This window comes from Advenella sp. RU8 (assembly GCF_048381675.1).
In the GTDB taxonomy this organism is placed as follows: domain Bacteria; phylum Pseudomonadota; class Gammaproteobacteria; order Burkholderiales; family Burkholderiaceae_B; genus Advenella.
On record NZ_JBLWIS010000011.1, the window covers coordinates 80,332 to 98,436 of the forward strand.

The 18,105-nt window shown below is 48.5% G+C and carries 12 protein-coding genes; 7 read left to right on the forward strand and 5 right to left on the reverse strand.

Annotation, left to right across the window (positions count from 1 at the left end; translation table 11 throughout):
• Window positions 1-17 precede the first annotated feature (17 nt).
• Complete coding sequence (gene phoU / locus ACM5Q9_RS12660; RefSeq protein WP_418145105.1) at window positions 18-773, forward strand: phosphate signaling complex protein PhoU; 756 nt, start codon at window positions 18-20, stop codon at window positions 771-773.
• An 88-nt stretch (window positions 774-861) separates the two neighbouring features.
• Here the strand turns inward: phoU and ACM5Q9_RS12665 are convergent, their stop codons facing one another.
• Both ACM5Q9_RS12665 and argA read right to left on the reverse strand, forming a co-directional pair.
• Complete coding sequence (locus ACM5Q9_RS12665) at window positions 862-1,134, reverse strand: oxidative damage protection protein (protein WP_418145106.1); 273 nt, start codon at window positions 1,132-1,134, stop codon at window positions 862-864.
• 12 nt (window positions 1,135-1,146) lie between these two features.
• A complete protein-coding gene (gene argA, locus ACM5Q9_RS12670) occupies window positions 1,147-2,502 on the reverse strand; it encodes an amino-acid N-acetyltransferase (protein WP_418145107.1) in 1,356 nt (451 codons plus the stop codon).
• 109 nt (window positions 2,503-2,611) lie between these two features.
• Between argA and hrpA the strand changes: the two genes are divergently transcribed.
• From hrpA to ACM5Q9_RS12685, 3 genes are read left to right on the forward strand one after another with little or no spacing between them, the layout of a single operon-like run.
• The gene (hrpA, locus tag ACM5Q9_RS12675) at window positions 2,612-6,451 is read left to right on the forward strand and encodes an ATP-dependent RNA helicase HrpA (RefSeq protein ID WP_418145108.1); all 3,840 of its coding nucleotides are present in this window, start codon (window positions 2,612-2,614) and stop codon (window positions 6,449-6,451) included.
• Between the two features lie 13 nt (window positions 6,452-6,464).
• A complete protein-coding gene (gene dnaE / locus ACM5Q9_RS12680) occupies window positions 6,465-9,980 on the forward strand; it encodes a DNA polymerase III subunit alpha (RefSeq protein ID WP_418145109.1) in 3,516 nt (1,171 codons plus the stop codon).
• Window positions 9,977-11,134, forward strand: a complete 1,158-nt coding sequence (locus ACM5Q9_RS12685; protein ID WP_418145110.1) for a glycosyltransferase family 4 protein — start codon at window positions 9,977-9,979, stop codon at window positions 11,132-11,134. Before dnaE ends, ACM5Q9_RS12685 begins: the two co-directional genes overlap by 4 nt.
• Here ACM5Q9_RS12685 and ACM5Q9_RS12690 read toward each other — a convergent pair.
• Both ACM5Q9_RS12690 and ACM5Q9_RS12695 read right to left on the reverse strand, forming a co-directional pair.
• Window positions 11,110-11,871 (reverse strand): YdcF family protein, encoded by a 762-nt coding sequence (locus ACM5Q9_RS12690; RefSeq protein ID WP_418145111.1) that lies wholly within the window; start codon window positions 11,869-11,871, stop codon window positions 11,110-11,112. The two genes, ACM5Q9_RS12685 and ACM5Q9_RS12690, sit on opposite strands and share 25 nt — an antisense overlap.
• Window positions 11,872-11,877: 6 nt before the next feature.
• Window positions 11,878-12,840 (reverse strand): glycosyltransferase family 9 protein, encoded by a 963-nt coding sequence (locus ACM5Q9_RS12695; RefSeq protein WP_418145112.1) that lies wholly within the window; start codon window positions 12,838-12,840, stop codon window positions 11,878-11,880.
• A 121-nt stretch (window positions 12,841-12,961) separates the two neighbouring features.
• On the opposite strand from ACM5Q9_RS12695, the gene msbA reads away from it, so the two are divergent.
• Together msbA and ACM5Q9_RS12705 are read left to right on the forward strand one after the other, a co-directional pair.
• Window positions 12,962-14,719 (forward strand): lipid A export permease/ATP-binding protein MsbA, encoded by a 1,758-nt coding sequence (gene msbA, locus ACM5Q9_RS12700; RefSeq protein WP_418145117.1) that lies wholly within the window; start codon window positions 12,962-12,964, stop codon window positions 14,717-14,719.
• Between the two features lie 67 nt (window positions 14,720-14,786).
• Window positions 14,787-15,149: a hypothetical protein gene (locus ACM5Q9_RS12705; protein WP_418145113.1), complete on the forward strand. Its 363-nt coding sequence runs from the start codon at window positions 14,787-14,789 to the stop codon at window positions 15,147-15,149.
• 5 nt (window positions 15,150-15,154) lie between these two features.
• Here the strand turns inward: ACM5Q9_RS12705 and rng are convergent, their stop codons facing one another.
• A complete protein-coding gene (gene rng, locus ACM5Q9_RS12710) occupies window positions 15,155-16,618 on the reverse strand; it encodes a ribonuclease G (protein ID WP_418145114.1) in 1,464 nt (487 codons plus the stop codon).
• Between the two features lie 150 nt (window positions 16,619-16,768).
• On the opposite strand from rng, the gene folE reads away from it, so the two are divergent.
• Window positions 16,769-17,470, forward strand: coding sequence for a GTP cyclohydrolase I (gene folE, locus ACM5Q9_RS12715; protein ID WP_418145115.1), 702 nt, complete (start codon window positions 16,769-16,771; stop codon window positions 17,468-17,470).
• The last annotated feature ends 635 nt before the right edge of the window (window positions 17,471-18,105 follow it).

Consider the following 18,105-nt stretch of genomic DNA (forward strand, 5'->3'; position numbering starts at 1 on the left):
TTTAAACAGGTGCAGGTATGGTTGAACATACAAATAAACGTTTTGAGGCAGATCTCGAAGATATTCGTTCACGCTTTTTACGAATGGGCGGATTGGTAGAGTCCATGATCGCCGATGGCATCGATGTTCTGGCTACCGGCAATACCGTGGTAATGGAACGCATTTTCGAGCGTGAAAGGGAAGTCAACCAGCTTGAAGTGGAGATTGACCAGTCCATTACCCAAGTCATGGCACTTAACCAGCCAACCGCTGTCGACTTGCGTTTGCTTATGTCCGTCTCCAAAATGTTGACAGATATGGAACGGTCTGGTGATGAGGCTGAGAAAATCGCCAAAATGGCGCGTCGTCTTCATGAAAACAACCAGCGTTATGAGCCCGTGATTGAGTTGCGTCATATGGCAGCAAGCGTAATTTCCATGTTGAACCGTGCGCTTGATGCCTTTGCCCGCAGAGATGCCATTCTGGCCGCAGAAGTGGTGCGCAGCGACAAGTTGGTCGACAAAGAGTGGAAAGGTAATTTACGTGAACTGATCAGCTACATGATTGAGGATCCACGTACTATTTCAGGCAGTATTGATTTGCTGTTTATTGCCCGTTCATTAGAGCGTATTGGCGATCACGCCAAAAACATGGCGGAACGGGTGATTTATCTGGTCCAGGGTGAGGACGTCCGACATAAGGGCGTCAAGAACGCAGAGTTGCAGGCACGTGGCGGTACAGAAGTGTTACAGGCAGACCAGCAAGATAAAGCTTCAGAGAAATCTGATGACTAGAATGCCAGTGATGAGTAAGTAATTCTCGTCTTGCATATGAAAACAGCCTCTTGAGAGGCTGTTTTTTTTGATTAGCACAAGTAGGGCATCAGTTTGATGGTGGAACGTAGCCTTGCGCTTCAACGTTGGCATCTTCAAACAGATAGCTTTCCATTTGTTGCTGTAAATATTTGCGGGCGCGGGCATCAGCCAGGTTCAGGCGGTTTTCATTGACTATACGGGTCTGGATATCAGTCCATGCTACCCATGCTTCCTTGGAAATGGATTGCCAGATTTTAACCCCCAGTTCACCAGGATACGGAGGATAGTCCAGGCCTTCTGCTTCTTTTTTAAGTTTTACACATTGAATAAGACGTGCCATTTCGCTACCTCATTAAAGTTTCTTGATAAAAATTAGACTGTTTCTGGAGCGATTGTAATTCATTTGCTTTTCAGTGGGCAAATCGTTGATGGTTCCCTGGACAAAACCGCGTTTGACAAACCAGTGCGAGGTTCTTGTGGTCAGCACGAAAAGGCGTTTTACGCCCAGTGCCCGAGCCTTGTTTTCTGCGTGTCTCAGCAGGATTTCACCTTCACCGCTTCCTTGCCAGTCAGGGTTCACGATCAGGCAGGCCATTTCGGCCATTTTTGATTCAGGATAAGGAATTAAAGAAACGCATCCATAAATAATGCCATCGTGCTCAAGGACAGTAAATTTTTCCACATCGCGTTCTATTACGTTGCGGCCGCGCGGAACCAGGGTGCCATCGGCTTCCAGGGGTTCAATCAGGCTGACAATTGCGCCAATATCGTCTACCGTGGCAGGGCGCAGGTCATCCAGTGTGTCTTCCACTACCATGGTGCCCACGCCATCATGGGTGAAGTATTCAAGCAATATGCTGCCATCAAGCTCGAAGGGAATCAGGTGAGCCCGCTTGACCCCACGCTTCACGGCAGTCGAGGCATGTTTCAGGAAAGAGGCCGTGTCTTCATCCAGATGGCCTTGCCGGATCAGGTTATCAGCATCCTCGCGTGCAATTTCCGTGATGACGTTATCCTGAAGGTCTTTCAGGACGCTGTTCTTGGTCATGAAAATCAGTTTGTCGGCACTCAGGGCAACGGCGGTGCTGGTGGCCAGGTCTTCCATCGCCAGATTGAAGGCTTCTCCGGTTGGGGAAAATCCAATCGGAGACATCAGCAGGACTGCGCCATGAGAGATGATTTTTTTCATGGCATCAAGGTCAAATTTACGCACCTTGCCTGAATGTTTGTAGTCGACCCCATCAATGACACCAACGGGTTGAGCGGTGACAAAGTTGCCGGAAATAATGTGGATGTGGGCATTGGACATGGGGGTATTGGGCAAACCCTGGCTGAAGGCGGCTTCAATATCCAGACGAATTTCACCGGCTGCCTCTTTGGCGCATTCCAGGGCTTCGGGGCTGGTGGGTTCAATGCCTCTGCCAAACTGGTAACTGAAGCCTTTCAGGCGCAATTGTTCATTGACCTGGGGGCGCGATCCATGCACTAATACGAGGTGAACGCCCAGGGCGGTCAGCAGTGATAAATCCTGAATCAAGGAATTCAGGGCGCCAGCCTGAACCAGATCTCCACCAAAACCCACGACAAATGTTTTTCCACGCAAGGTATGTACATAAGGAGCCACTTCCCGAAACCATCGGACGAATTGTGCCGGGGCATATTCAGGGGCGTCTAGGGCGGAATAGGTTTCGGGTTCGTTTGTGCTCATGGTGTTAAGTTACAATCCTGTGTGGCTAAAAATGAAAAATGGCCCAGCTTTGATAATAAAAAGTCAAGGCAAAATTATAATGTCGGATAGACTTAAAGATAGATTATTTATGCATAAAAATGTTGTTTCGAATCACAGTGGCGAAAAACAAATCCCAAACGGGCAGGTGCCCGTGCGTTTGCCGCCTTCCATCAGCTACCCCGAGGATCTTCCTGTCAGTGCGAAAAGGGCGGAAATAGCCAAGGCGCTGCAAGCTAATCAGGTCGTTATCGTATGCGGTGAAACCGGTTCGGGTAAAACAACCCAGTTGCCGAAAATCTGTCTTGAACTGGGGCGTGGCCTGAAAGGCATGATTGGTCATACCCAGCCGCGCAGGCTGGCAGCCACTTCTGTGGCCAAACGCATTGCCCAGGAACTGAATACGCCCTTAGGTGAATGGGTAGGGTACCAGATTCGTTTTAGCGACAAAACCGGTCCCGGTGCCGCCATCAAGCTAATGACCGATGGTATTTTATTGGCGGAGTCGCAGCGCGATCCTTTGCTGCGTCGTTACGACACGATCATTATCGATGAGGCGCATGAGCGCAGCCTGAATATTGATTTTCTGCTTGGTTTTTTAAAGCAGTTGCTGCCCCGGCGCAAGGACCTGAAGCTGATCATTACCTCAGCGACGATTGATGCGGATCGTTTTGCCACGCACTTTGCCGGTCATAACGGCAAAAAAGCACCAGTTATTGAAGTCTCTGGCCGTTTGTATCCGGTAGAAGTACGTTACCGTCCTATCCGTTTTTTTGATGATGAAGAAAATCTTGGTACCCAAACTGAATCCAGTCGCCTGGAGCGGGATGAAGAAAAAGACCTGATTGATGGCATTGTTGATGCGGTTGATGAGTGTGCACAGCATGGCCCGGGTGATATATTGGTTTTCTTGCCCGGAGAAAGGGAAATCCGCGAGGCTGCCGAATCCCTGCGCAAGCATCATCCTTCCGGCACCATGGTGTTGCCCTTGTTTGCCCGCATGTCACAGGCTGACCAGGAACGCATTTTTCATCCTTCGACCAACCAGCGCCGCGTCATTCTGGCGACCAACGTGGCCGAAACTTCGCTGACGGTGCCGGGTATCCGTTTTGTGATTGATAGCGGCCTGGCCAGGGTCAAGCGCTATTCCTGGCGTAATAAGGTCGAACAGTTGCAGATTGAACCCATCAGCCAGGCCTCGGCTAACCAGCGTGCCGGGCGCTGTGGCCGTATCGGGCCAGGGGTGTGCATTCGCCTGTATGATGAAGATGATTTCAAGCTGAGGACGCCTTTTACTGATCCGGAAATCCTGCGTTCATCCTTGGCTTCGGTCATTTTGCGCATGAAAGCATTGCGTCTTGACGAAATTGAGCAATTCCCTTTTGTGGATATGCCAAGTGGTAAAGCCATTGCCGATGGATATCATCTTTTGCAGGAGCTGGGGGCGATTGATGAAACCAATAAACTGACGCCCGTTGGCCGTAGCCTGGCCAGTTTGCCGGTTGACCCGCGGCTTGCCCGCATGATATTGGCCGCCAAGGAACACCAATGCTTGGACGAAATGCTGGTTATTGCCTCGGCGCTATCCATTCAGGACCCCAGAGAGCGCCCGTTTAATGCTAAAGAGGCCAGCGATCAGGCGCATGCCAAATTCAAGGATGAAAAATCCGAATTCATATCTTACCTGAAACTCTGGAGCTGGTATAACGATGCAGTCGCTCATAAGGTTTCACAAAGAAAACTGGTTGAAAAGCTCAGGACTTCTTTTCTGTCACCCTTGCGTTTGCGTGAGTGGCACGATGTCCATACCCAGTTGCATAGCCTGGTGCGTGAGCAGGGTTGGCGGTTAAATCAAACAGAAGCCACCTATGAGCAAATTCACAAGGCGCTGCTTACCGGCTTGCTGGGCAATCTGGGTTTCAAAAGCGATGAAGCCCCGCATTTTATGGGGGCGCGTGAAATACGATTTTTTATTCATCCGGGTTCTTCGCTGGTGAAAAAAGCGGGCAAGTGGATTGTCGCCGCAGAGCTGGTTGAGACCTCACGGCTATTTGCGCGATGTATTGCCAAAATTGATCCGCGCTGGATAGAATCAATTGGCAGCCATTTGCTGAAAAAACAATGGTCGGACCCTGCCTGGAATGCAAAGCTGGGGCAGGTGCAGGCTAATGAACGGGCGAGTTTGTACGGCTTGCAAATTTATCATGGACGCAAGGTGCATTACGGCCGGATAGCCCCGGCTGAGTCACGTGAGATCTTTATTCGTGACGCTTTGGTAGCTGGTGATATCGATTCAAAATTGCCATTCATCGTGCGTAACAACCGTTTGATCAGGGAAATTGAAAAGCTTGAGCATAAAGCACGCAGGCCAGATATCCTGGTGGATGATGGGCTGATTTTTGCCTTTTATGACAAGCTGATTCCTGAACATATTTATCAGGTCGCTACGCTTGAAAGCTGGTACAAAGAGTTGCCCGCCGCCAGCCAGGAAGCACTGGTCCTGAACCGTGATGACCTGATGCGCCATGAGGCAACCGGGGTTACCACCGATGTGTTCCCTAAAAAATTCGTCTGGGATGGTATCGAGCTGGCCCTGGACTATCATTTTGAGCCGGGCTCACCTCGTGACGGGGTGACCATGACGATTCCCGTTTATGCCCTCAACCAGATTGATGCGACTCGTTGCCAGTGGCTGGTGCCGGGCATGCTCAAGGAAAAGGTACATTTGTTGCTCAAGTCACTGCCACAAAAGCTGCGCCGTCATTGTGTGCCATTGCCCGATTACGCCAGTGGTTTCCACCAACGCTGGTTTGACCGTCTTGCCAATCCGGGCATGGCCCTGACGACAGCCATTGCGGAAGATATTTGGGCAGAGTGCAAGGTTCGGGTAAAAGAAGAAGATTTCAAGATCGAAACATTGCCGGTGCATTTGTTCATGAACTTTAAGGTTATTGATGAACATGGAAGAATGCTGTCGGCCGGGCGTAACCTGAACCAGTTAAAGGCCGAGCATGGCATGCAGGCACAGGAAACCTTCCAGCGCCTGGCCAGCAAAGACCGCGAGGTTGCCCAGGTACTGGCTTCTGAAAACATCATCGAATGGAGTTTTGGGCAATTGCCCGAGTTGCTGGAGATCAAGAAGAAAAACCAGTCATTCATTGGTTATCCGGCTTTGGTGGATAACGGCGTGTCTTGCGACCTGGACGTGTTCGATGATCCTGAAGCGGCTCGCCAGAAACATCAAGCAGGGCTGTTGCGGCTTTTTCGTATTGCCCTGAAAGACCAGCTCAAATTTCTCAGCAAGAATATCACTGATTTGACACGCATGAGCATGATTTACATGCCCCTGGGCTCACAGGAAGATTTGCGTGACCAGATCGTGGATTGCGCCTTGATGCAGGCTTGCCTGACCAGTCCTTTGCCAGAAGATGCCAATGCTTTTGAGCAAAGGAGGCAGGATGCCAAGGGGCGCTTGGGCTTGTTGATCCAGGAAATTGCCCGTCTTGCCGGCACGATTCTTGCCGAGTGGGCGACGGTGCAAAAAAAGCTTCCGCAAATCAAATCCCACAAGCAGGCTTATGAAGATATTACCGGTAACTTAAGCCTTTTGATGAGCAAGGATTTCCTGAAGAAAAACCCTTATGCGCATTTAGTGCATTTTCCCCGCTACCTTAAGGCCTGTTCGGCAAGAATGGACAAATTGCGCAGTGATCCTGCCCGGGATGCCCGCATGATGGCGGATATGGCTCCCTTGCTGTTGAATTACCAGCGGATGCGAAGCGCTCTTAAGGGGGCTCCCGATGAACGCCTTGATGACTTTCAGTGGTTATTGCAAGAGCTGCGCGTAGCTCTTTTTGCCCAGGAACTCAGAACCCCCATGCCTGTCTCGGTCAAGCGCTTGCAAAAAGCATGGGAAACCATTATTCGTTGATACAATTCTGTCCATGACTTCAGAAAATACTCTCCCGTTATTTGTTCATTTGCGTGCCCACTCCGAATTTTCGGTGGTGGATGGCATTGCCCGTCTTGATGACCTGATTGGTCAGGCCGTCAAGTTCGGTCAGCCGGCCCTGGCGGTTACCGATTTATGCAATATTTTTGGTTTCGTCAAACTCTATAAAGGTGCGCGTGGCAAGGGGATCAAACCGATTGCCGGCAGCGATGTGTGGCTCACCAATGAGCAGGATCGAGAAAAACCGTTCCGCTGCCTGCTGCTGGTTAAAAACCACCAGGGTTACAATAATTTGTGTGAATTGCTGTCCCAGGCCTGGATTAAAAACCAATACAAGGGCAGGGCAGAAATAAAAAAAGAATGGCTCAAGGAAATGGGCGATGGGCTGATCCTGCTTTCGGGCGGGCGCCAGGGTGATATTGGTCAGGCGCTTGAGGTCGGTAACCAGGAACTGGCCCAATCTTTGGCTATGGAATGGGCCGGGCTGTTTCCGGAAGCTTTTTATATTGAGCTGCAGCGGGCTGGTTTCGAGGCCGATGAGGCTTATGTGCAGGATGCAGTCAAGCTGGCTTCGGCCTGCAATTTGCCAGTAGTGGCAACCCATCCCATTCAGTTTCTAAAAAAAGAAGACTATCGGGTGCATGAAGCCAGGGTATGTATTGCTGATGGAGAGTTGCTGGGTAATCCGAAACGGGTCAGGCGCTTTACCGAAGAGCAGTATATGCCGAGCTCTGAAGAAATGGCACGAAAGTTCCAGGATATTCCAACCGCGATTGAAAATGCGGTTGAAATTGCCAAGCGTTGTAACTTGACTTTGGTACTGGGCAAGCCACAATTGCCTATCTTCCCAACCCCTGAAGGCGTATCCCTTGATGATTATTTGAGTCAGCTGGCTGAAGAGGGACTGGCCAAGCGGATGGTCATGTTGTATCCCGATGAGGCGGAAAGGGAAAAGAAATACCCTGCTTATCTTGAGCGTCTTCAGTGGGAATGTAAAACGATTATCCAGATGGGATTCCCGGGTTATTTCCTGATTGTTCAGGACTTCATTAATTGGGGGAAAAACAATGGCGTTCCGGTGGGGCCAGGCCGCGGTTCGGGTGCGGGCTCGCTGGTGGCCTATTCATTGGGAATTACCGACCTTGATCCGATTCGTTACGATTTGCTGTTCGAACGATTCCTTAACCCAGAGCGGGTTTCCATGCCCGACTTCGATATTGACTTTTGCCAGGACAATCGTGAAAAAGTCATCGAATATGTCAAGGACAAGTATGGCCGCGATGCGGTTAGCCAGATCGCCACTTTCGGTACGCTGGGCGCCAAAGCCGTAGTCCGCGATGTGGGGCGGGTACTTGAGCTGCCTTATTCCTTGTGTGATGGCCTGTCCAAACTGATTCCGTTTAACCCGGCCAATCCGTGGTCTCTTGAAAAAACCCTGGCTGAAGAGCCCGAATTCAAGCGCCGTTACGAAACCGATGAAGAAGTCAAAGCCTTGGTTGATCTGGCTAGGCCCCTTGAAGGCTTGACGCGAAACATCGGCATGCATGCGGGTGGGGTGCTGATTGCACCCGGAAAATTGACGGATTTTTGCCCGCTTTACTGCCAGCCTGGACATGATAGCAGTGTGGTTTCGCAGTATGACAAGGGGGATGTCGAGGATGTCGGTCTGGTCAAGTTTGACTTTTTGGGCCTGCGCAACCTGACCATTCTGGATTGGGCTGTACGTTATGTGCGCCGTTTCAACGAAAGCAAACGAGATTTCGATGTGATGGCGCTGCCGCTGGATGATCCGGAAGCATACCGGATTCTTTGCGAAGGCAATACCACCGCGGTATTTCAGCTGGAATCGCGGGGTATGAAAGAGCTGCTGAAGAAACTGCTGCCCAATACTTTTGAAGACATTATTGCGATGCTTGCCTTGTATCGTCCCGGACCACTCGAGTCAGGCATGGTGGATGACTTCGTCAACCGTAAACACGGCCGGGCAACGGTAGATTATTTCCATCCCGATCTTGAATCAACCTTAAGCAGTACCTATGGCGTGATTGTGTATCAGGAACAGGTGATGCTGATCTCGCAGATTATTGGTGGTTACAGTCTGGGGGGCGCCGACTTGCTGCGCCGGGCGATGGGCAAGAAAAAGCCTGAGGAAATGGCCAAGCATCGGGAATTGTTTGAAAAAGGGGCTGTTGAAAAGGGATATGACGGTGAATTGGCGGTAACGCTGTTTGACTTGATGGAAAAGTTTGCCGGCTATGGTTTCAACAAGAGTCACTCTGCCGCCTATGCCTTGATTGCTTACCAGACTGCCTGGCTGAAGGCCTATCATCCGGCTGAATTCATTTCAGCTACCATATCAGCGGATATGGATGATACCGATAAGGTGCAGATTTTCTGGCGTGATGCCGTTGATAATGGCCTGACTGTTTTGCCGCCAGATATCAACCAATCGGTTTTCCGCTTTGAGCCCGTTATTGATGAATATGTCGCAAAAGGAGAGCCACCCAGAACCATTCGTTATGGTTTGGGCGCTGTCAAGGGCACAGGCCAAGGCGCAGTAGAGGAAATTCTGCGTGCCCGGGATGAGGGTGGAGCTTTTGTGGATTTATATGATTTTTGCAAACGGGTAGACCGGCATACTGTCAACCGGCGCACCATGGAAGCACTGATTCGCGCAGGTGCATTTGATATGATTGACTCCAATCGCTCGGCCTTGCTGGGGGCGCTGTCACACGCGATTGATGCGGCAGACCAGGCCGAAAAAAGTGCGAATCAGGTGTCATTGTTTGGTGATGATTCCAGCACGATCGTCCAGCTTGAAATGGGCAAGGTCAAGCCCTGGTCTTTGCATGCCCAGTTAATTGAAGAGAAAAACGCCTTGGGCTTTTTCTTCAGCCATCATTTGTTTGAAGTCTGGCGTGATGAAGTACGTCGCTTTATTCCGGGTACCCTGGCCAAATTGCAAGAATCGCGTGACCTGCAATGGATTGCAGGCGTCCTGATTGGCATCCGCAGCTTTACCCTTAAGCAGGAAACCAAGTCCGGAGAAAATCGGCTTTATTTCCTTTTGATTGATGACGGTACGGCCCAGATTGAGGTCCTTTGTCCAGCTTCGGTTTACGAGATTCATCGGCATCGCCTCAAGACCGACCAGTTGTTGATTGCCCAAGTCAAAATCAAGACCAATAAATTCACCGGTGTATTGCGTATTTCGGTAGAAAACCTGTATGACTTGCAGTTGGCCCGTGAGGAAAAAGCCAGAAGCCTGCAAATCAGCCTGAATAAGGAAGTTAGTGTGAAGTCGCTGAAGGCTTTGCTGAACCCTTATCGGGCAGAGCCTGAAAACGGCGTGCCGGGCGTAAGGGTTCAGCTGAACCTGCAATCGCCCAAAGGGTTTCGTTGTGAAGTGGTCTTGGGTGAAGATTGGCGTGTACGCATGGCGGATACCCTGTTTGAAAAAATTGAAGCCACTAGGCATTATGGTGAGTTTGAGGTGATTTACGAATGAGTGATAAAAAATCGGTCACGGATCAGCCGTTAAGAATTCTGCATTCAGAGGCAGCCGTTTCATTTGGTGGACAAGAACATCGCATTCTCAAGGAAATGCTGGCCATGCGTGAGCGGGGGCATCATATTGAATTGGCTTGTCGTCCTGAGGCCCAATTGGTAGAGCGTATGCGGGCGTTGGGTTTTACCGTACATACGGTGCCCATGGGCGGGTTGGGCAATTTTGTCAGGGGTGTCATGAAATTCAGGAAAATCCTGAAGCAGGGAAAATTTGACGTGTTGAATACCCATAGCCGCAAAGATACCCTGATAGCGGCGTTGGGAGGCAGGCTGGCTGGCACGCCTCTTATTGTCAGAACCCGGCATCTGGCTGCACCTATCGGCTCGTTATTGTCTTATAGCTGGTTGCCGCATCGCATCTCGACGGTTAGCAATCATGTCAAAAGCATGGTTTTGGCCAAAGGGGTTCCTGAATATAAAGTAAGAACCATTTATTCTCCGGTTGCCACCCCGGCGCCTGTCGTGCAATCTACCTTGCGCCAGGAGTTGAACTTGCCCTCAACAGCGGTTGTCGTGATTTGTGTTGCTGTCATGCGCCAGAAAAAAGGCCATTTGTTTCTAATCAATACCATGTTGCCGTTATTTGAAAAGTATCCTGATTTGCATCTGGTATTGGTAGGGGCAGGCTCACCCACGTATGAGCAGGTAGCGGCTTTTATCAAGGAAAAAAAGGTTGAAGACCGGGTGCATATGATGGGATATCGTAAAGATGTGCCCAATCTTTTGGCTGGCAGTGATATTTTTGCCTTGGCCACAGAGCAAGAGGCCTCGGGAACCGTTTACGTTGAAGCCCAAATGAGCGGTTTGCCGGTTATTGGGACCGATGTTGGAGGTGTTTCTGAAATGTTCAAGGATGGAGAAACCGGGATCCTGGTGCCCAGTAAAGACAGCCAGGCTCTTGGCAATGCCTTGGAACGCTTGATTGCTGATCCGGGGTTAAGGGAAAGAATGAGCAAGGCAGCGCACCAGTGGCTTTATGACGAGGGCGGTTTTTCAACTGAAAAACTGGCCCTTGATACTGAGATGGCTTACCGCATTTGGCTGGCCGAACGCCAAGGGGATATCGGCCGTTATACCCAGCCACGCAGCCAGTAAATAATGAGTCCCAGGTATTCCTTGATGATTGATCGGCTGCCATGCAGGGCCCGGGCATTGGGAAGGAATAGAATGAAATCGGGGTTGTCGGGAATGATTATTTGAGGTGGATTGGGTGCTGGTGTTACTTCCAGGTCGAGCCGGTCAAAGACAGCCATGGATCTGGGGGTATGAAGGGCAGAAGTGACCAGGATGATCGATTTTATCTCGTTGCGGATTAATTCATTGGCCGTAAACTCAGCATTTTCATAAGTGGTTTTGCTATTGTTTTCAAGCATGATGGCAGATTTTGGCACACCTTTTGCCATCAGTTTTTCTGCCATGCCTTTGGCTTCGCTAACTTCTCCGGCAAGCGCTCCGCCTGAAACAATGATTTTAGGGGCTTTTTGGGCATGATACAGTTCGCTGGCCGTATCAACCCGGGAATGGGTTGAAGGATTCTCGCTGAGTTCCTCAAACCAGCTTTCTCTGTTGTTGGCCGTGTTTCCGCCCAGAACAACAATTGCCTGGGCAGTAGGAATCGAGTCCAGGCTTCGGTGGGGGTAACGATTTTCAAGCAAGCCGCCCAAAACTATTGAGGTAACCGGCAATGACCAGATAAAGACCCAAGATAGCCCGCTAAAACACAGGAATATCCCTGTTCTTCTTCGTTTCAAGACAACTAGCACTGCACCTGAAACAACTAAAAAAACACATAAATTCAGTGGGATTATTAATGAAATAAGGTAGCTTTTCATGCTTGTTCAAGACGGGTTGAGTATTGAAGTGCTTAGCGTGATGACCGGGTCAAGTTCAGGCCAATTGTCCATGCTGCCACAGATATGGGCAGTAGGGGACCAAGGGCCGGTACGTTTTGGATCGGTAACACCAATTAGGGTAATCTGGGGTGTTCTGGTTAATGACGCAAGATGGGAAACCCCCGAGTCATTGCACACAACCAGGGCGGCTTGGCCGATTAAGGCAACAAACATACCAAGGCCAACAGCCGGCAGGCATAGGGCATCAGGGGCGTTCCTGAATGCGGCTTCCCGTTCATTGGGAGGGGGGCACATGACAACTGTATATCCCAGAGCCTGTATTTTTCGGGTGTATTCAGCAAATTTTGGCCAGACCTTATCTTTACCTTTGTGTTTGCCTGTGGCCGTTGGGGCAATTAGGATGAATTTGCCTGGATAGAGTCGATGCTCTTTGAGCAGGAGCCAGGCTTTTTGTGTGTCAGTGGGATTCAGTGGCAAAGTCAGCGTGGTTTCGGGATGGGGGGCTGATTTGAAATGCCATTTTTGCAAGGCGCTATGGGTCAGATGGTACCATGACTCAACAGCGTGCAGGTTTTTGGACGGCTTGTCAAAGGGCCATTTCAATAGCAGCGAGCGTCCATCGTCTTTATAACCGGCTGAAGGCAGGCCTGCCAGCCTGAAGGTCAATGCACTGGTCAGTGAGTCGGGTAATAAAAGTCCCACCGATTTGCCTTTTGCCGGATTGTTTTTTTTATGTGCCCTTATAATAACCCTGTCTTTGTTCCATTGGCCGCTCAGGCTCAGGAACTGAATGCCAATAATGCCTTTGAGCAGGTTTTCAGCCCAGGGTTTTGCGCATACAATGACTTCACAGCCGGTGTTCACGATGGCGTACAGGCTGGGCAAACTCATGCAGACATCGCCTATCCAGTTTGGCAGTCGTACGTAAATTCTAGATATATTTTTCATTTGACGGATTTTATCCTGATTGTCATAAAACATAAACTTTTCTGCATGTTTATGTTGAAACCGTTAAAATCCCAAGCTTGACAGGTTAACAAGAGAGTATTCCTTGAGGTTATTCGAGCAAATGCATCGGGAAGGTACCCATGCAGTAAATCCAGAACTATGGAGAAAAATATACAAACGGGTGGGTGTGTATTGGAAAGCACTTGCCGTTGCCATGGTGTTTGTGGCCTTTGGCGCGGCAACCCAGCCTGCCATGGCGTACATAATGAAGCCTTTGCTGGACGAGGGCTTTACAGGTGCGAAATCGTATTTTATCTGGTTTATGCCGCTTGCGATCGTCAGTCTTTTCTTGGTACGCGGAATTTGTAACTTTCTTAGCAGTTACCTGCTGGCCTGGATTGCCAACAATGTATTGCTTGGCATGCGTCGTGATATGTATGACCGCCTGCTTACTTTACCCGATACCGAATTTCAGAAAGGTGATTCCGGCCGGTTGATGAACCGTTTTACGATTGATGCGGGCGATGTGACCGATTACGCAACCGAGGTATTCACCATTATTGTGCGTGAGGCTTTCGTTGTTCTGGCCTTGTTGGGGATGTTGTTGTATTTGTCCTGGCAACTTAGCCTGATTATTTTCCTGATTCTGCCCCTTTCGATTATGGTTGCGGGGTATTTCACCAAACGCTTGCGCCGTATTAACCGTCAAACCATTAATATAAATGCACAACTCACGCATGTGGTCAAAGAGGGTATAGAGGGGCAGCGGGTCGTCAAGTTATTTAATGGCTATGAATACGAGCAGTCCCGGTTTTCAGTCGTGAATGCAGCTTTAAGGAAGTTTGCCATGAGAAAAGCGTCAGCCGACGCTGCCATGACACCACTCACTCAGTTATGCATTTCATTTGCTGTGGCTGCCGTGATTGCAACCGCTTTGTATCAGGGCAATGCTGGAACCTTGACCGTGGGTGCCTTTGTTGCTTTTGTTACTGCCTTGGCACAAATTTTTGATCCCATCAAACGCCTGACCAATGTGGCTTCAAAAGCACAAAAAATGCTGATTGCCGCTGAAAGTGTTTTCTCGCTGATTGATGGTGCGAAAGAAGAAGATCAAGGCCAGCATGAGCTGAGAATCAATAAGGATGCCGTGATTGAGTTCAAGGATGTCTGTTTTCGTTTTCCTGATGCTCCCCGGGATACCTTGTCCAATATTTCACTCAATGTCAAATCGGGTGAAACCATTGCCATTGTGGGACGTTCCGGAAGTGGTAAAACCACCCTGGCAAACATGCTTCCCCGTTTTATCGTACCCAGCTCTGGACAAATCACCATCAATGGCCATGATCTTAATGACATTACCCTGACAAGTTTGCGGGCCAATTTATCGTTGGTTGGCCAGAATGTGGTGCTCTTTGATGGTTCCATTGCGCAAAACGTAGCCTATGGCTCTCACCGCGATGCGACTGAGTCAGAAATCAAAGAGGCACTCAGGGCGGCCAATTTGCTTGAATTTGTCGATTCGCTGCCTGCCGGGTTGCAAACGTACATTGGTGAAAATGGTGCATGGCTTTCCGGTGGCCAAAGGCAACGTCTGGCAATTGCCAGGGCGTTAATTAAAAATGCCCCCATTCTTATTCTTGATGAGGCCACTTCTGCATTGGATAACGAGTCTGAGCGCCAGGTGCAGGCTTCGCTTGATTTGTTGATGGAAGGCCGGACAACTTTTGTGATTGCCCATCGTTTGTCAACAGTACAAAATGCAGATTGCATTATCGTGCTTGATCAAGGGCGGATCATAGAGTCAGGAAATCATGACAAGCTCTTGAAAAACGGTGGACTGTACGCAACTTTATATCAAATGCAGTTTCGTGAAGATTAATTCAAAATAATTGTTTTACACTTTTGCGCGATACCAGCACAAATTTATATTTTTTTACGGTAGATAAATGACAGAAAAAGCACAACATGAAATTTCTTCATGGGGTTATGAACACCCCTCGGTAAAGGGTCCTAATGCCCTTATGTTTTTTACCTGGGACTTGTCCAAAACCATTGAAAATGCTTTCAAAAATGCAACAGAAGACACGCTTGATTATTATCTGGCGGAAGCTCAAAAATCCATAGATGAACTTTTGCAAAAATATATTGATATTGAAGCAGATCCGGATACATTTGATGGACAAAGCATTGTTTTGCGCCTGGAAACCAATGAGAGCTCAACAACTCCCTTGATTGCATTGCAAACTTCGCCACACCTTGAAGACAGGATCATCAAAATGCAATCCCGGGTCAAGCCCGGGCACAGTTAAGCGGTTTACATCAGGACAATATCATACATTTCCTGCGTGTATGTATTGTCCACCTCAAGGGTAATGGGTTTGCCTATAAAGTCCCCCAGAGTGGCCAGGTAATGGCTTTCTTCTTCCAGAAACAGGTCAATAATGCTTTGTGAGGCAATCAGGCGGAACTCTTTGGGGTTGAATTGTTTTGCTTCGCGCAGGATTTCCCTGAGAATGTTGTAGCAAACCGTGCGGGGCGTTTGTACCGAACCCTTGGCTTCGCAGGTGGGGCAGGGCTCACATAACTGATGTGCCAAAGAGTCGCGGGTGCGTTTGCGTGTCATTTCAACCAACCCCAGTTGGGAAAAACCATTCAATGTTGTTTTAGTGCGGTCTTTGTCTAGTGCTTTCTGCAGCTCGGCTAAAATGGCGTCCTGGTGCTCTTTATTATCCATATCAATAAAGTCGATAATAATGATGCCACCCAGGTTGCGCAGGCGCAACTGGCGTGCAATGGCCACTGCCGCTTCAAGGTTAGTCTTGAAAATAGTGTCATTGAAGTTTCGCCCGCCAATGAAACCACCCGTGTTCACATCAATGCTTGTCAGGGCCTCGGTCTGGTCTATGATCAGGTAGCCGCCTGATTTCAGGTTAACGCGGCGTGAAAGCGCGCCGTTGATTTCCTCATCAACGTGTGCGGTTTCAAACAGGGGGCGTTCACCGGCATAATGCTTTATTTTGCTAATGATGGAAGGTGTGTAAATGGATGCCCATTCCAGCATGGCCTGTGTGGTGCTGCGGGAATCAATCTCAATGGATCTTGTCTCGGGCGTCACCATATCACGCAGTACCCGCTGGGCTAGCGTCAGGTCTTCATAAAGAAGGGCTGGGGCCGATTTTTTCTGTGCCGCCTCCTTGATCATTGACCAACGCAAGTTCAGGTATTCCTGATCTTTTTTGATTTCCTCATCAGTGGCGCCTTCAGCTTGGGTCCTGACAATAAAGCCACCTTTTTCATTAGGATTCATCAGGGCAATAACCCGTTCTTTCAGGCTGTTTCGTTCTTCTTCCGATTCGATTTTTTGTGAAATGCCAATATGTTGTTCATGGGGTAGGTATACCAGCATGCGGCCTGCAATGCTGATCTGGTTAGACAGGCGTGCGCCTTTGGTGCCCAATGGATCTTTAATGACCTGCACCATTAAGGTTTGTCCTTCAAAGAGCAGCTTTTCTATTTGGGTGTAGGCAATCCCGGTATTGCGTAAAGAGCGGTTCTCACGAAGATCGGCAATATGGATGAAAGCGGCTTTATCCAGACCGATATCAATAAAGGCACTTTGCATCCCGGGCAAAACCCGTACCACCTTACCTAAATAAATATTACCAACTTTGCCTCTTTGGCTGGTGCGCTCTATATGTATTTCCTGGGCTGCACCCAGTTCTATTAAGGCGACGCGTGTTTCAAAAGGCGTGACGTTGATTAATATTTGTTCGCTCATGCTTGTTTTCTCATGGTCTGGCGTATTATTGGAGTTCTCATTAGAGGTGATATATTCTATATGAGCTTATCATGAGAACATGCCCAAGTTGAAGTATGTTAAAAACTAACATTCAGAATACGGTGTAACCCATAAAGAAAGGATTTTGCGGTGAATGACTCACAAGATTCAAGTTATATTTCCAATCATATTCGCAAACGCATCGAACTGGCTGGTGCCCGCTATTATGCCAATGACAATATTTCGGAGTTTATCAACCCTGGCGAACTCGACCTCTTACAGCAGGAAGTTCAGGAAAAGTTAAAAGAAGTACTGAAAAGCTTGGTTATTGACACGGAAAGAGACCATAACACCAATGAAACGGCGAAGCGCGTCGCTAAAATGTTTATCAAGGAAGTGTTTGCTGGTCGTTATCATCCCATGCCTGCAACGACTGAGTTTCCCAATGTGGAAAAATTGAATGAATTGATCATTGTCGGCCCCATTCAGGTCCGTAGTGCCTGCTCCCATCATTTATGCCCTATTATGGGTAAGGTATGGGTAGGTATCATGCCTAATGAAAAATCAAATTTAATTGGTTTGTCCAAATATGCCCGTCTTATTGCCTGGGTTATGGAGCGGCCACAAATACAGGAAGAGGCAATCACGCAAATTGCCGATTTATTGGTCAAGAAAATGCAGCCTGATGGTCTGGCGGTTGTCATGGAGGCGGATCACTTCTGCATGCAGTGGCGTGGTGTGAAAGATATGGGGTCAAAAATGATCAACAGTGTTATGCGAGGCTCATTCTTGAGAGATTCTGACTTAAGAAAAGAGTTTTTATCACTGATGAACAACAACCGTAAAAGCTAGTTGGATCGCACTTCCTTATATAGCAAGTGCTTGTTGAAAAAGAAGAGGGCAACAGTTGTATTGACTGCTTGCCCTTTTTGTTGGCTGGCTTTGTTCTAGGTTGTTGTTGTTGTTGTTGTTGTTGTTGTTGTTGTTGCTGTTGTTGTCCAGTGGGGTGTATTGTTTTGGTAGAGGTGATTACGTTGTAATTTGGCACGCGGTGTTTGCCTGCCTAAATTGTTGACTGAGTCCTGGGTTGCAAAGAAATTTATTGATTCGATTTCCATAAAGCAGCTGGGGATATATTAAGGAAATGTCCTTAAATCCTTGTGATGTAAAAACACTACAAACTTTGTTTTTATATATATTCAATCTAATCAATAAGATAGGTTTTTTGTGGTTTTTTCGTAAAGATAAAAACCACAAAAGTTTGCGGAAAATGAAATCATCATGCTATAGTTCATTCTTTCGCAGCAACAGCACTAGGGTTTACCCTTAAATGCCAAGCAGCGAAAAACGAAACGAAGTCAGTGTGTTAATCTAAGCTTTGATTAGGCAGTGTCAACGTGGGGCAGGTAGATCTGGTGCAGTTAGCTGGATGGTTTAAAAAGAACGGTTTTAAAAATACTTTAAAATAGTTGTTGACAAACAAAACT

Coding starts and splice junctions, on each gene's coding strand:
- phoU (WP_418145105.1), top strand. CDS start 18: ATGGTTGAACATACAAATAAACGTTTTGAGGCAGATCTCGAAGATATT.
- dnaE (WP_418145109.1), top strand. CDS start 6,465: ATGACTTCAGAAAATACTCTCCCGTTATTTGTTCATTTGCGTGCCCAC.
- ACM5Q9_RS12705 (WP_418145113.1), top strand. CDS start 14,787: ATGACAGAAAAAGCACAACATGAAATTTCTTCATGGGGTTATGAACAC.
- ACM5Q9_RS12695 (WP_418145112.1), bottom strand. CDS start 12,840: ATGAAAAATATATCTAGAATTTACGTACGACTGCCAAACTGGATAGGC.
- ACM5Q9_RS12685 (WP_418145110.1), top strand. CDS start 9,977: ATGAGTGATAAAAAATCGGTCACGGATCAGCCGTTAAGAATTCTGCAT.
- argA (WP_418145107.1), bottom strand. CDS start 2,502: ATGAGCACAAACGAACCCGAAACCTATTCCGCCCTAGACGCCCCTGAA.
- hrpA (WP_418145108.1), top strand. CDS start 2,612: ATGCATAAAAATGTTGTTTCGAATCACAGTGGCGAAAAACAAATCCCA.
- ACM5Q9_RS12665 (WP_418145106.1), bottom strand. CDS start 1,134: ATGGCACGTCTTATTCAATGTGTAAAACTTAAAAAAGAAGCAGAAGGC.
- msbA (WP_418145117.1), top strand. CDS start 12,962: ATGCATCGGGAAGGTACCCATGCAGTAAATCCAGAACTATGGAGAAAA.
- ACM5Q9_RS12690 (WP_418145111.1), bottom strand. CDS start 11,871: ATGAAAAGCTACCTTATTTCATTAATAATCCCACTGAATTTATGTGTT.
- rng (WP_418145114.1), bottom strand. CDS start 16,618: ATGAGCGAACAAATATTAATCAACGTCACGCCTTTTGAAACACGCGTC.